The organism is Streptomyces sp. NPDC048254 (genome assembly GCF_043201895.1).
Lineage (GTDB): Bacteria > Actinomycetota > Actinomycetes > Streptomycetales > Streptomycetaceae > Streptomyces.
Window position 1 is genome coordinate 593,831 of record NZ_JBICZJ010000004.1, and the last position, 13,740, is coordinate 607,570.

The 13,740-nt window shown below is 70.1% G+C and carries 10 protein-coding genes; 5 read left to right on the top strand and 5 right to left on the bottom strand.

What is annotated here, in order from left to right:
- The first annotated feature begins 67 nt into the window (after positions 1 to 67).
- Both ACGFZQ_RS15155 and ACGFZQ_RS15160 read left to right on the top strand, forming a co-directional pair.
- Entirely contained in the window at positions 68 to 985 is a 918-nt protein-coding gene (locus ACGFZQ_RS15155) for a LysR substrate-binding domain-containing protein (RefSeq protein WP_351736617.1), read from the top strand.
- On the top strand, positions 982 to 1,926 hold the full coding sequence (locus ACGFZQ_RS15160; protein WP_393840741.1) for an AraC family transcriptional regulator: 945 nt from the start codon (positions 982 to 984) through the stop codon (positions 1,924 to 1,926). Before ACGFZQ_RS15155 ends, ACGFZQ_RS15160 begins: the two co-directional genes overlap by 4 nt.
- 13 nt (positions 1,927 to 1,939) lie before the next feature.
- On the opposite strand, the gene ACGFZQ_RS15165 is transcribed toward ACGFZQ_RS15160, so the two are convergent.
- Genes ACGFZQ_RS15165 through ACGFZQ_RS15175 form a run of 3 tightly spaced genes read right to left on the bottom strand, consistent with a single transcriptional unit; the run spans position 1,940 to position 5,688 of the window.
- Positions 1,940 to 2,848, bottom strand: a complete 909-nt coding sequence (locus ACGFZQ_RS15165) for an intradiol ring-cleavage dioxygenase (protein WP_393840742.1) — start codon at positions 2,846 to 2,848, stop codon at positions 1,940 to 1,942.
- Positions 2,845 to 3,891, bottom strand: a complete 1,047-nt coding sequence (locus tag ACGFZQ_RS15170; RefSeq protein WP_393840743.1) for a maleylacetate reductase — start codon at positions 3,889 to 3,891, stop codon at positions 2,845 to 2,847. Before ACGFZQ_RS15170 ends, ACGFZQ_RS15165 begins: the two co-directional genes overlap by 4 nt.
- A gap of 3 nt (positions 3,892 to 3,894) precedes the next feature.
- The gene (locus tag ACGFZQ_RS15175; RefSeq protein ID WP_393840744.1) at positions 3,895 to 5,688 is read right to left on the bottom strand and encodes an FAD-dependent oxidoreductase; all 1,794 of its coding nucleotides are present in this window, start codon (positions 5,686 to 5,688) and stop codon (positions 3,895 to 3,897) included.
- A gap of 428 nt (positions 5,689 to 6,116) precedes the next feature.
- On the opposite strand from ACGFZQ_RS15175, the gene ACGFZQ_RS15180 reads away from it, so the two are divergent.
- Both ACGFZQ_RS15180 and ACGFZQ_RS15185 read left to right on the top strand, forming a co-directional pair.
- Entirely contained in the window at positions 6,117 to 6,845 is a 729-nt protein-coding gene (locus ACGFZQ_RS15180) for a FadR/GntR family transcriptional regulator (RefSeq protein ID WP_393840745.1), read from the top strand.
- A gap of 230 nt (positions 6,846 to 7,075) precedes the next feature.
- Positions 7,076 to 8,233 carry a DUF3103 family protein gene (locus tag ACGFZQ_RS15185; RefSeq protein WP_393840746.1) on the top strand — a complete coding sequence of 386 codons (1,158 nt, stop codon included), beginning with the start codon at positions 7,076 to 7,078 and terminating at the stop codon, positions 8,231 to 8,233.
- A 102-nt stretch (positions 8,234 to 8,335) separates the two neighbouring features.
- On the opposite strand, the gene ACGFZQ_RS15190 is transcribed toward ACGFZQ_RS15185, so the two are convergent.
- A complete protein-coding gene (locus ACGFZQ_RS15190) occupies positions 8,336 to 9,823 on the bottom strand; it encodes an FGGY-family carbohydrate kinase (RefSeq protein ID WP_393840747.1) in 1,488 nt (495 codons plus the stop codon).
- Between the two features lie 368 nt (positions 9,824 to 10,191).
- Between ACGFZQ_RS15190 and ACGFZQ_RS15195 the strand changes: the two genes are divergently transcribed.
- Entirely contained in the window at positions 10,192 to 12,978 is a 2,787-nt protein-coding gene (locus ACGFZQ_RS15195) for a lectin (protein WP_393840748.1), read from the top strand.
- Between the two features lie 82 nt (positions 12,979 to 13,060).
- Here ACGFZQ_RS15195 and ACGFZQ_RS15200 read toward each other — a convergent pair whose 3' ends face one another.
- On the bottom strand, positions 13,061 to 13,681 hold the full coding sequence (locus ACGFZQ_RS15200) for a histidine phosphatase family protein (protein WP_393840749.1): 621 nt from the start codon (positions 13,679 to 13,681) through the stop codon (positions 13,061 to 13,063).
- Positions 13,682 to 13,740: the final 59 nt, after the last annotated feature.

The following is a 13,740-nucleotide window of genomic DNA, read 5'->3' on the forward strand; positions in this document are numbered from 1 at the left end:
CGCGGACTGCAGCGCGTCCAAGACCCAATCTGCATGGATTAATAAGCCGATCTTATAGAATCGGGGTATGGAGCTGCGACAGATCCGGTACTTCCTGGCGCTGGCCGAGGAGTGCCACTTCGGACGGGCGGCCACCCGGCTGCACGTGGCTCAACCGGCCCTCTCCCAGCAGATCAAACAGCTGGAGAAGGAGCTCAGGACCACACTGTTCACCCGCTCGACCCGGCACGTCGCCCTGACCGAGGCCGGACACCACCTCCTGGAGCACGCCCGCACCCTGGTCGCGGAGGAGGAGCGCGCCCGCCGGCACATGACAGAGCTGGCCGACGGCCACGCCGGACGGGTCTCGACCGGCTTCATCGGCACCGCCACCTACGACCTTCTGCCGCAGGTCGCACGCACCGTACGGGCCCGGCTGCCCAGGATCACCATGGACCTGCGCGGTGAACTCCTCACCCCCGACCTGGTCGACGGACTGCTCGCCGGCACCTATGACCTGGCGGTCCTGCGCGGCCCCGCCGACCACGAGGACATCCGCACCACGCCCCTGCGCTCCGAATCCCTGGTGGCCGTGCTCCCCTCGCACCACCCCCTCGCGGCCCGGCGGCACATCTCGCTCAAGGCTCTGGCCGACGAGCCGTTCGTCGTCCACTCCTCGCGGTCCTCCATGTACGGCCGGGTCCTGGCCGCATGCCGGCGCGCCGGATTCCAGCCCACCTCACTGATGGAGGTCGGAGAGACGGCCACCCTGGTCGTCTTCGTGGCCGCCGGACACGGCGTCGCCCTCGTGCCCTCACCGGTACAGAGCCTCCGCCTCGCCAGCGTCGCCTACGTGCCCCTCACCCGGACGGAATCCGTCGATCTGGTCCTCGCGAGCCATGCCCGGCGTGCCACCCCCGCCACCGATCAGGTCGCCGCTGTGATCAAAGAGTGCGTGGAAGGCCTTGAACACAGGGAAGGCCCGCCCTCTACGCTGGAGGGATGACGAGCGGCACAACCGGTGCTCCGGTGCGCTTCAGTACGACCGGCCTTCCCGAGGCGGAACGCATCGCCCTGTGGGAAGAGCACAACGCCGAGGCCCTGATCGGGCTGCGCTGCCGTTCCCTGCACGACACGGCCCTCGATGCGACGGAGATCAACCTCCAGCTGCCCAGAGCACATCTCGCCCGGGTCCTCGGCAGCCCCCACGTCGTCGAACGACCCGACGCCGAGATCCGCCGCGTGCCCTCGGACGCCGTGGCCTGCTTCCTGACCCTGGCCGGTGACGCCTTCTTCTACTACGACGACGGCGTACGGCTGCTGCATCCGGGACAGCTGCTGGTCTGCGACGCCGACCAGCCCTTCATCCGGGGCTTCTCGCACGGCCTGGAGGAACTCGCGGTCAAGATCCCCCACACGGTGTGGCGCGACCTCGGCGGGCCGCCCTCCCTGCCGCAGCCGCTGGTCATCGACGCCGGCGCCGTCCACACCCGGACGCTCGCCACCCTCGTCGCCCGGGCACTGCCTCCGGAGTCCTCCGGCGCCGCGAGCGTGGACGAGGACGCGGTGCTGGACCTGCTCGTGTCCGCCGCGAGCGGCCGCGCCCCCTCCCTCTCCACCGTCCACCTGACCGTCGCGAAGACCTACATCGACGACCACCTGGCCGACCTGGGGCTCTCGGCGGCCCGCATCGCCCGCGGCATCGGGATCAGCGAGCGCCATCTGTCCCGGGTGTTCGCCGCGGGCGGCACGAGCGTCCCGCGGTACCTGCTGCACCGCCGCCTCGAGCGAGCCCGCACACTGCTGAACACCGGGGGAGAGGCGACCGTCGCCGAGGTGGCCGCGCGCTGCGGGTTCGCGTCGGCCGCCCACTTCTCCCACCGGTTCAGGGAACGCTACGGCCTGCGCGCCACCGACGTCCTGCGCGAGGCGCGCGCACGCTCGTAGCGGGGGTGCGGGATTAGGTGCCGTCGGGTGCCAGCACGATGTCGAAGCCGACCCGGGACCAGGACCGCTCGCCGAGGTCGCGGCCGTCCGGCGTGGGCGTACCCGCCGGCTGCGTCACGAAGTCCTTGACGAGCGACTCCTTCACCCCGAACACGGAGTCCCGGTCCAGCAGTTCGTCACCGCGGACGAAGATGTGCGTGACCAGCGTGCGCAACGCGGGGGCACTCACCATGAAGTGCAGGTGGGAGGCGCGCATGGGCGAACGCCCGGTCGCCGCCAGCAGCGCTCCCACCGGACCGTCGTGCGGAATCGGATACGGCGTCGGCGTGAGCCCCCAGAACCGGTAGCGGCCGTCGGCGTCGCTGAACAGGTGCGCCCGCGCCGCCAGCCGGTCGTCCCCGTACTGCGTGTCGTAGAAGCCGTCCTCGTCCGCCTCCCACACCTCGATCCGCGCCCCGGCCACGGGGTTTCCGGCGGAGTCGGTGACGGTGCCCTCCACCCAGCAGGGTTCTCCGGCGGCCCCGAAGGCGAGATCGCCGCCCTGGGCGATCTCGGGGCTGTTGTCGACGAAGAACGGGCCGAAGACGGTGGCCTCGGTGGCGTCGCCGTACGCCTCGTTGTTGACGGCGACCGTCTGCATGGAGGCTCCGAGCACGTCCGACAGCAGGATGAACTCCTGGCGGCGCTCGTCGGTGATGTGACCGGCGCGGGTGAGGAACTCGATCCCCTTGCTCCACTCGCCCTCGGTGAGCCGGACCTCTCGGACGAACGCGTGCAGGTGGTGGACCAGTGACCGCATGATCTCGCGCAGCCGTGGGTCGGCGCAGTCGTCGAAGGACGCCAGCACCTGGCGGGTGATCTGCTCCTCACGCTCCTGCTGCTCGGCCGGGAGGGGGGTGCGGGGGGTGGGGGTGTCGTTCATCGGGCTTCCCAGGCGTTCCGGACCAGATCGGTGATCGCGTCGAGTGTGACGGGCCGCGGGTTGCCCGCGGGTGCGGCGGCCACGACGGCCTCGGCCACCGCCGCCACACCGTCCCGGGGCATACCGAGGTCGCGCAGCGAGCGCGGCGCACCGAGCCGGTCACCGAGGCCGACGAGCCCCTCGACAGCGGACGGGGAACCGAAGGCCGCGGCCAGGCGCCGTTCGGCGTCAGGGGCGAAGGGCGCGTTGAAGGCGAGGACATGGGGGAGGACCACCGCGTGGGTCTGGGCGTGCGGAAGGTTGAACATGCCGCCCAGCACATGGCAGATCTTGTGGTGTAGTCCGGACCCGGCGGAGGCGAACGCCACGGCGGCCAAGTAGGCGCCGTACAACGCCTGTTCCCGGCCGTCCAGCGCCTGCGGGTCCTTCACGACCAGTGGCAGCCCCGCCCGCAGAGCCCGCACGCCCTCGGCGGCGAGCGCCTGGTCGATCGGATCGGTCCGCGGTGCCCACATGGAGTCCACGCAGTGGGCGAGCGCGTTGAGACCCGAAGCGACACTCATCTTGACCGGAAGGGAGAGCGTCAGCGAGGCGTCGTAGACGACGGCACGCGGCAGGACCTTCGCATCCGTACCGGTGGTCTTCACGGAGTCCTCGGTCAGCCCCCAGACGGCGGTGGCCTCCGAGCCGGCGTACGTGGTCGGGACGGCGACGATCGGCAGCCCGGTGGTCAGCGCGACCGCCTTGGCCAGGCCCGTGGTGGAGCCGCCGCCGATACTGATCAGGGCGTCGACCTCCCGTTCGGCGGCCGCCGCACGAGCTCGCAGGGCGACCTCGACGGGCACGTGCATGACGACGTCGTCGTGCCGGTGGACGACGGGCAGGCCGGCGGTGACGCGATCGGCGAGCTCCCGCTCGGCCGCTCCCGCGATGACCATCACCCGCCGGGAGCCGAGCGCGGCGACCTCCGCGGCCAGGCTCTCCTCGGCGGCGCCGGAGGCGAACCGCACCCGCTGCGGCAGCGTGTCGTGGACGAACCGCACGGTCTAGTCCCTTCCCAGGATGGCGAGCAGAGCAGCACGCAGCTGATCTTCAGGGTTGTCGGGCAGCTCCATGGCCCGCCACGCGATGTGCTTGTCGGGCCGCACCAGCAGTACGCCGCTCTCATCGACCTCGCGCAGCTTCGCCCAGTCGTAGTAGAGGTCGGTCACCTCCCGGCCCGGGCCGATGACGACCGTCTTGAGCGGGACGCCCAACTCCTCGCCGACCTTTTCGGCCGCCTGCTCCCACGCCTCGCCCGCGATGCCGGTCAGCAGCGTCCAACGGTCGTAGGGCGCGAGGTCCATCAGCGCGTGACGGTGTGCACTGTCGCCGACCCAGACGTGCGGCAGGTGCGCGCCGGGGACGGTCGACATCTCGTAGTACAGATCGGCATCGCGTGCGGGCGTGGGCAGTTCGCTGCCGTCGGAGACGACGGCCGTCGAGGTGTAGTGCTGGCCGAGCTCCACACCGTGCGCGTTGAACTCGTAGTTCTTCAGCTCCATCGCGCGCACCAGCGCGGCCCTCTTGGCGGCCCCTGCGGGGGTGTTGGCCTTGCGTTCCTCGATGGCGGCCGTCATCGCGGCCTCGTCCGGTGCTCCGAGAACGCCCAGTGCCTCGAAGATGTCGATGAACTCGCGGCTGGACTTGTTGGCGCGCTTGACGATGCGCTCGGCGACGGGGGCCCGCTCTGCCGTGTACGTCTCCAACAGGCTCGGTCCCGCATGCCCCTTGAGCACGGCCGCGATCTTCCACGCGAGGTTGTAGGCGTCCTGGACGGAGGTGTTGGAGCCCAGACCGTTGCTCGGCGGGTGCCGGTGCACGGCGTCGCCCGCACAGAACACGCGGCCCTGGTGCAGTCGTGTCGCGTACATCTCGTTGTTGCCCCACAGGCTGGTGCCGGTGATCTCCACCTCCAGGTCGGGTGCTCCGAGGAGGTTGCGGACGATCTGCACGGCAGCGGCCTCGTCGACGACCGGGGGTTCCCCGGCGATGTCGTAGCCCCACACGATCAGCCACTCGTTCCACGGGCGCACCATGCGCACGAGCCCGGCGCCGATGCCGCCGACGTTCGAGCCGGGCTGGACGACCCAGTAGAGGACGGACGGCCGGTGGGCGACGTAGCGGCTGATGTCGGCCTTGAACGTGATGTTCATCGAGCCGGCGATGTCCATCGCGCCCTCGTAGGGCAGACCGATGTCCGCGGCGACCTTGGAGCGGGCGCCGTCCGCGCCGATCAGGTACTTCGCGCGGATGCTGTACTCGTACCCGGTGAGCCGGTCCAGCACCCGCACGGTGACTCCGTCGGCGTCCTGGGTGTGGGACAGGTACTCGCTGGAGAACCGGGTTTGCGCGCCGCGCTGCGTCGCGTTGCGGACCAGGATCGGCTCGAGATACGTCTGCGGGATGTCCACGGTGAGGCAGGGGGAGGCCAGCCGGTAGTCCGCCTCGCGGTCCGGCCGGGTGCCCCACGTGTGGATACGGCCGATCTCCTCACCGGTGATGCTGGTGCAGAACACCGTGTCGCCGACGAGGGAGTGGTCCGTGGCGTCGGCCTGCACCTGCGCTTCGATGCCCAGATCGCGGAAGACCTCCATCGCGCGCTGGTTGGTGATGTGCGCGCGGGGGGTGTTCGCCGTCCACCGGTACTTCGTGATCATGATGGTGTCGACGCCCAGCGTCGCCAGCAGCAGCGCCGCGGAGGCGCCCGCAGGGCCGGAACCGACGACCACGACGTCGGTCGTGACGGCCGAGTCGGCCGGCAGCTCGGTCTCGGACATCCCGTCGTTGAACATGGGCATCGTGCTGACCTTTCATCGATCCGGCGGCGTTGCCGGCTGCGCCAGTGTGAGACGGACTCGGACGGGACGGAACAGGGCGGCTGCGAGGTCGGCGGATACACCAAGAGATGGCGGATCCACGAAAGACCGCTCACACCGCGGGGTCCGAACGCGCGGCTGTCGCGGAGCATGCCGCGCGAGGCCGGGTGTCTCCCGGCCGGCGCAAACCCGGCCGGGCAGGTCGCAGGCCTCACGCTGCTGGTTTACGCGTCGGCCCTCTACGCGCGTACCCCTGCACAACTCCTCTGTGCCGCCAGGTAATTGACGTGGCGGTCGGGGGCTGCTTCACTGAGGCGGTGGCTGAGCCACTGGACCAATAAGTCGCTGAACCAGTGGGCCACTAGACCAGTGAGCCGCTGAACCACTGACCGAAGCCTGGGAGATCCTCCGTGGCCGTCGAAAGCATTCCGCGCCGAACCGTGGTCGACCTGCTTGAAGCACGGCTGCGTGACGACATCCTGAGCGGCACGCACGAACCCGGATCCCTGCTGCCCCCCGAGCGGGAGCTGGCCGCCGGGTACGGGGTCACCCGAACGACGTTGAAGCACGCGCTGACCCGGTTGGAGCAGGCGGGGCTGCTGAGCACCCGGCACGGCATCGGCACGCGCATCCTGGACTACCTGCGGGTCGGCGGTGCCGACCTGCTTCCGATGCTGGCCGCACAGGATCCCACGTGGCTGCGGGAGGTCTTCGAGGTGCGGCGGCAGATCGGCACCGTGATCGCCGGCCGCGCGGCCGACCGGCGCACGGAACGACAGGCCCGGCGGCTGGAACACCTGCTGCGTCAAGTCGCCGACGGCCCGGACGCCGACGCCGTCCAGCTCGCCGACGTGGAAGTGCATCGCGAGCTGGCGCGGGCCACGGGGAACCGGGTCTATCTGCTTCTCACGAACACGCTGTTCAACGCCTATCTTCCGGTGCGGGCCTCGCTGCGGGCGCCGTTCGAGGACGCGGCGCGGGCGACGGACCGGCTGGCGCCGGTGGTGCGGGCCGTGGTCGACCGGGACGGTGAGGAGGCGCGGCGCGCGGCGGAGGCGTATCTGGCCGGCACCGAGAAGATCATGCTTGGCGCGTTGGGCAGTCCTCGCGGGCGGCCGTCCGCCGACAGCCCCCGGTAGCCGCGCTTCCCGGCCGCGACTGCGGGCCCACCGCCTCCCGTCGCGGCGAGGCGTGTGCGACGAACCGGGCCGGCCTCGGCGTGGCCCCGATCATTCATGCGCGGCACCCGTTCATCCCACGCACCTGTTCATGTCATGTCCCGGACAAGTTCGAGCGGGTCCGGGCCCATCACCCCCATGACGGCCGCCCGTTCACCGTGGGCGCGGCGGCGACCGACAACACAAGGAGCATGGTGAGCAGATCAAGCAAGAGACGTGGCGTCCTCATCGGCGTGATGCTGTCCGCGGTCATCGGCGGCACCGTCCAGCCGGCGATCGCCGCGCCGGTACGGGACGCGGGGGACCAGGCCACACCGTTCCGGAAGTCTCCGGTGCGGTCGACCGAGCAGGAGATCGCGCGGGCGCTGTCCGCCTCGCTCCGCGACCCGCAGTGGCGTGCGCAGGTCCGTGCGGCCGCGCTCGGCACCGAGGACGTGGATCTCCAGGCGCTGGCAGGCAGGACCGCTGCTCCGGAGGGCAGGAACCTGCTCGCTTCCGTCGTTGCCGCGGACCGTCGCATCGCGGGCGTGAAGGGCCTGCCCGCGTCGACCGGGTCGCTGCTGCGCGTTCGGCTGGGCGCGCCGTCCATGCGGTCGCACCTGAACGCCGAAGCCACCCCCTGGATCGCCGTCGCCGCGGCCGACGACGACGCCAAGACCATCACGGCGTACGACAGTCAGGGCCACGCCCACGCCGTCGGCACCGCGCATGTCCCCGACCGCCCGCTGTACGTCCTGGACATCGACGTCACCAAGGCCCACCGGGCCGGCCTGAAGGTGCTGCAGAACGCCTTCGCCGACAAGGGGCTGACCTCCCTCCCGTCGAAGGCGGCGAACAGCGCCGACGCCGCGAGCGCGGCGGGCTGGTGGGCGACCAAGGTCACGGCCGTCGAGGTGAACGACGACCAGGAGCCCTGGTTCAAGGGCGCCGCCGAGATGTTCTCGCTGGTGACCGGCTTCGGCCAGGACGGCACGGCGCGTGTCGACTCGGTGGACATGCCCTACCTGGACTACGACGCCACCGTCTACTACCCGAACCAGATCCTGGTCAACTGGTCGAACTACAAGTACAACCTGGCCGACGTCGTCATGATGGAGGACGACGACGGCACCAACTACCGTGCGCTGGCCGAGGCGATCACCACGGCGCTGCTCACCGTGACCGACCAGGGCACCTACATCCCGTTGGTGAACGCGGTCCTGAGCGCGATCCCCGACAGCTGGTTCACCGACGACCCCGACTACGTGGAGTCCTGGTACACCCTCGCCCAGAACTCCTCGGGCCGGCTGAACGGCGCTTCCGGCAACGGCTGGATGACCGTCGAGCCCTACTTCGTCGAGGAGTTCTAGACCTGGCACGCCGGCGCGGACCGGCCACCACACGGCGACGAACGCGCCGGTCCGCGCGAGGGCACGGCCGTCCAGGCGCACGCCTGGACGGCGTAGGCGACCTCACGGGGTGTCTTCCTCCCGGCCGGTGTTCTGGTCGCGGGCCAGGGCGTGGGTGACCGCGGTGGTGCTCTCGTACAGGATGCGGTACTGGGTGAACCGGCGGTCGTAGGCACCCGCGGTGGCGGGGTCGGGCCGGACCGTCGATTCCGCCGGATTCCAGGCCGCGATGTCCGGTCGGCCGATCAGCCCGGCGGCGAGGAAGGCCGCACCGTAGCTGGCACCGATGGTCGTGCGGGCGACGATCTGTTCGAGACCGGTGACGTCGCTGACGATCTGAGGCCACAGGCCGCCCCGGGTGCCGCCGCCGACCGCGACGACCCGCCGGATGTCGGCGCCGGCCGCGAGCATCGTCTCGACGTTGTGCCGGACAGCGTAGGCGGTGGCCTCCAGCGCCGCCCGCATCAGGTCGCCCCGGGTGTGCCCCAGCGTCAGGCCCGCGATCACGCCCCGGGCGTCGGGGTCCATGAGGGGTGTGCGTTCCCCGGCGAAGTACGGCAGCATCACCAGGCCGTTCGCACCCGGGGGCGAGGCGGCCGCCTCGTCGAACAGCACACCGAGGCCGACGTCGCCGAAGAGGTGCCCGAGCCAGTCGGTGACGGCTCCGGAGGTGGCCATACCGCCGGCCAGGCAACGGGTGCCGGGCAGGGCTCCGACCGTGGACCACATCGACGGGCTGGTCACGAGCCGGTCGACGGTGTTCACCAGGAACATCGTGGTGCCGTACATCAGCATCAGGTCGCCGACGCCGTGGCCGCCGACGCTGACGGCCTCGCTCCAGGCGTCGATCGTCCCCACGATCACCGGCGTCCCGGCCGGGATACCCGCGACGGGCGTGCTCACCCGGCCGGCCTCCTCGCCCGGCCAGCGCAGCGGGGGGAGTTCGATGCCGGGAGCGATGTGCTCGGCCCACTCCGGGATCCAGCGCTGCTCGTGGATGTCGAACAGCGGGGTGCACTGGCTGGCGGAATGCAGGTCCAGCACGTAGGCGCCGGTCAGCCGGTGGGCGAGCCACGAGGCGGGCATGAGGAGGCGGCGGGCGCGTGCCCACACCTCGGGCTCCCGCTCGCGGATCCAGGCGAGTTTCGGCCCGACGGCCTGCGACGACAGCGCCGAACCGCACCTGCGGAAGACGGTGTCCGACCCCAACTCCCGGTTCAGCCGGGTGATCTGTTCCTCGGCGCGGGTGTCCACCCCGTACAGCACCGCCGGACGCAGCGGCTCTCCCGCGTCGTCGACCAGGAGGGTGCACGGGCCCATGCCGCTGACTCCGACGGCGCGGACGACGACGTCGTCGCGATCGAGCAACTCGGCCGCGAGCGAGACGAACTCGTCCCACCACACATGCGCGTCCATCTCGACGTGCCCCGGCCGGGGACGGTCGACCACGTGACCGCGTACGGCCTCGCCCAGGACCCGGCCGGCGGTGTCGACCACCACGCCCTTGGTGCTGGAGGTCCCGACATCCACTCCGAAGACGACGTCGATCATGTACTGCCTCCCTTGGCGCCGGGTGCGCCACCGTAGTTGTCGCCCGGTCCGGCGGGCGGTCGCGGGTCAGCCGGACGGCTGCCGGAGATGTCGTCACATCCGTACCCGCTGACCTTGCGGCAGTCGTTGACATGCCCCTGCCTTGTGGCTAGCTTCCCCAGGAGTTCCCGCTGTGCTCCCCGGGCGCCCGCACCCCAGGGTCCCATCGAAGCGTTCGTATCTCAGGCACCTCGTCTCCACGGTTCGACAACGTTGTCAACCTGAAGTGATCAAGACATCTCGGTGCGTCGTTCATTCACCCGGGGTCGCGTTCCCGTCGCGAAGACAACGTTGTCCGACCTCCACTCCCGAGTAGAGGAGCAAACCCCGTGATCACACGACTGTCGAGACCTCCCGGAACCATGGCGATCGGTCTCCTCGCCGCCGCGGCGCTTGCCGCGGCCGGGCTGTGCACGCCCGCGTGGTCGGCCGGGAAGGCCGCGCTCGTCACCTCGCCGGCGACTCTGGTCAATCCGTTCATCGGAACGTCGAACCAGGCCGACGACTTCCCGGGTGCCGACGTCCCGTTCGGCATGGTGCAGTGGAGCCCCGACACTCCCTCGCGTCCCGACGGCGGGGGCTACGAGTACAACGACACGTCGATCACGGGTTTCAGCCTGACCCACATCGCCGGGCCCGGTTGCGGCGCGGCGGGTGACATACCGGTGCTGCCGACGACAGGCGCCGTGAACACCGGTGCGACGGACGCGTTCTCCCACGCCAACGAGTCGGCGTCCGCAGGATCGTACAAGGTCGCGCTCAACAACCAGGTGACCACCGAGCTGACCACCACGACACGCAGCGGTATGGCGCGCTTCACCTTCCCCTCGACCAGCCAGGCCAACCTGATCCTCAAGTTGACGGACAGTCAGAACGGTGCCACCTCCACGCAGTTCACCAAGGTGTCGAGCACCGAGGTGAGCGGGCAGGTGACCAGCGGCCACTTCTGCGGTGCGGGAAACACGTACACCGTGTACTTCGACATGGTCTTCGACCGGCCTTTCGCCTCGCAGGGCAGCTCGCTCGCCAAGGCGTCGACCGCCACCTCCAGCGCGCCGGCCAAGGCGTCGAAGAACGCCGCCGAGAAGCCCAACGAGCCGGTACTGCACGGCAAGAACCCCAGAACCGTGGACTCGAAGGCCCCGAAGACCACCAAGGGCAGCGCTGCCCCCGACGCCGCCGCATCGAACGGCTACGTCACCTTCGACACCACGTCCAACCCGGTGGTGCAGGCCAAGGTCGGCATCTCCTATGTGTCGGTCGCCAACGCGGTCGCCAACCGGACCGCGGAGAACACCGGTTGGGACTTCGACGCGACCCGCACCGCGGCGCAGAACGCGTGGAACAGCACGCTCGGCAAGGTGCAGATCGCCGGCGGGACGGCCGCGCAGCAGCAGAGCTTCTACACCGCGCTCTACCACTCGCTGCTGCACCCGAACGTGATCAGTGACGCCAACGGCCAGTACTACGGCTTCGACGGGAAGACGCACACCGTCGACGCCGGGCACGGCGCGGTGTACGCGAACTACTCCGGCTGGGACATCTACCGCTCGCAGGCCCAGCTCGAAGCCCTGGTCGCTCCCCAGGTCGCCTCGGACACCGCGCAGTCGATGGTCGACGACTACACGCAGACCGGGATCTTCCCCAAGTGGTCGGAGAACAACGGCGAGTCGTACGTCATGGTCGGCGACCCGGCGGACGCCATCATCGCCGACTACTACGCCTTCGGCGCCCGGAACTTCGACACCACGACGGCCCTGGCCGACATGGTCAAGCAGGCCGGCACCACCAACAACGACCGGCCCGGCCTGGGGTACTTGAACTCGCCGGGATACATGCCGCACGACGGCAGCTACGGCTGCTGCAACTTCTACGGCCCGGTGGCCACCACCCTGGAGTACGACACGGCCGATTTCGCGATCTCCGCGATGGCCGGAGCGCTCGGCGACACCGCGAACCAGAAGACGTACGCCAACCGCGCGCAGGACTGGCGCAACGTGCTCAACCCCGCCTCCGGTTTCGTGGAACCCCGGAACGCCAACGGGTCATGGACCGGCGGGTTCGACCCCACCAGCGGCACCGACATGGTCGAGGCCGACTCGTGGATCTACACCGGAATGGTTCCCTTCAACATCGGCGGCCTGGCGCGTGCCAAGGGCGGCAACACGGCGATGAACCACTACCTGGACACCGTGCTGCGCAGCTACACCGGCGCCAACGGCTACGCGTGGGTCGGCAACGAGCCGAGCATCGAGCTCCCGTGGGAGTACGACTACACGGGGCAGCCCTACAAGACGCAGGGCACGGTCCGGGCGATCCAGGACCAGATCTGGTCGAACACCCCGGGCGGCCTGGCCGACGGCAACGACGATCTCGGCGCGATGAGTGCCTGGTACGTGTGGTCGGCGCTCGGCATGTTCCCCGAGACGCCCGGAACCGCCGATCTCGCCCTGGGATCACCGCTGTTCACACAAGCCGTGGTCACCCTTCCCTCGGGCAGGACGCTGACGGTCAACGGCAACGGCGCAGCCGACAACGCCCCCTACGTCCAGTCCGCGGCGTGGAACGGCACGGCGTGGAACAACGCCTACGCTCCGACCGCGGCGATCACGGCCGGTGGCACGCTGGACTTCACGCTGGGGACCACCGCCAACACGTCGTGGGCGACCGCGGCCACCGCGGCTCCGCCCTCGTACGCGGGGGACACCACCGCGCCCACCTCGCCGCGGATCGGTCCGCTCACCTCGTCGGTCGCCTCGAACCTGTGTGTGGACGACGCGTCCTCCGGCACCTCCGACGGCACTCACGTCCAGATCTGGGGCTGCGACAACACGTACGCCCAGGACTGGATCATCGCCGGCGACGGAACGATCCGGGCCCTCGGCAAGTGTCTGGACGCCGATCACAGCGGGACCACCAACGGCACGCTGATCCAGCTGTGGACCTGCAACGGCAGCGGCGCCCAGCAGTGGACCGCCGGCACGAACGGGTCGCTGGTCAACCCCGAGTCCAAGCTGTGCCTGGACGACCCCAACTCCTCGACGACGAACGGCACCCAGCTTCAGCTGTACACCTGCAACGGCACGGCGGCCCAGAACTGGAAACTGCCGAGCTGAGGTGTGGCGCGTTCCCGTGGGTCCAAGGCGATCGGCCGGGACACATGGGAACGCGTTCGGCAAGCACGAAGGACTGCGCCGGTCAGGCCCTCCCCACCGCGAACGGCGTACGTTGGGAGAAAATCCGACGCCGGGGCTCCTGGGGCGAGACGCCGCCGAACTGGACATCCCAGGAGCCGCCTCGCCAGGTGAGGAAGACCGCGCACAGGGGTGGTACGGCGAGATGCCAGAAAGCCCTTGCCGGGACGGCCAGGGCATCGATGAGCACGGCCCGGATGACGGCTGCTTCAGTGATGGCCACCGCCTGGCCCGTGTGCGGCGCCATGCTGCTCAGCCAGTCCGCCGACCGGCGGCAGAGCTGTCGTACGGACTCGCCGTCGTGCGGCGTGGCATCCGGATCCGTGAGCCAGGCGGTGAACCCGTCGGGGTCGGTCGCGGCGACCTCGCCGACAGTGCGACCGCACCACCTGCCCACATTGAGATCGCGCAGCATGGGTTCGGACGATGCCACGAGACCGATGGCGTCAGCCGTCTCCGAGCAACGGATCGAAGGCGCCCGGACGGCCGGCTCGCGGGGAGAGAGCACTGCTCTCGCGGCGCCTGCCATATGCATGCTGTCCTCGCTCAGATGGGCGTCGCCGAGGAGCGGGTCCAGAGTGGGGTCACCGCCGGGCGCGCACAGAAGTGTCAGGTGGATCGACATGGGACCTACCTCTTTCCTGGCCGGGCGTGGCTTCGGACGGTGCGGAGGCTGCCGGTACG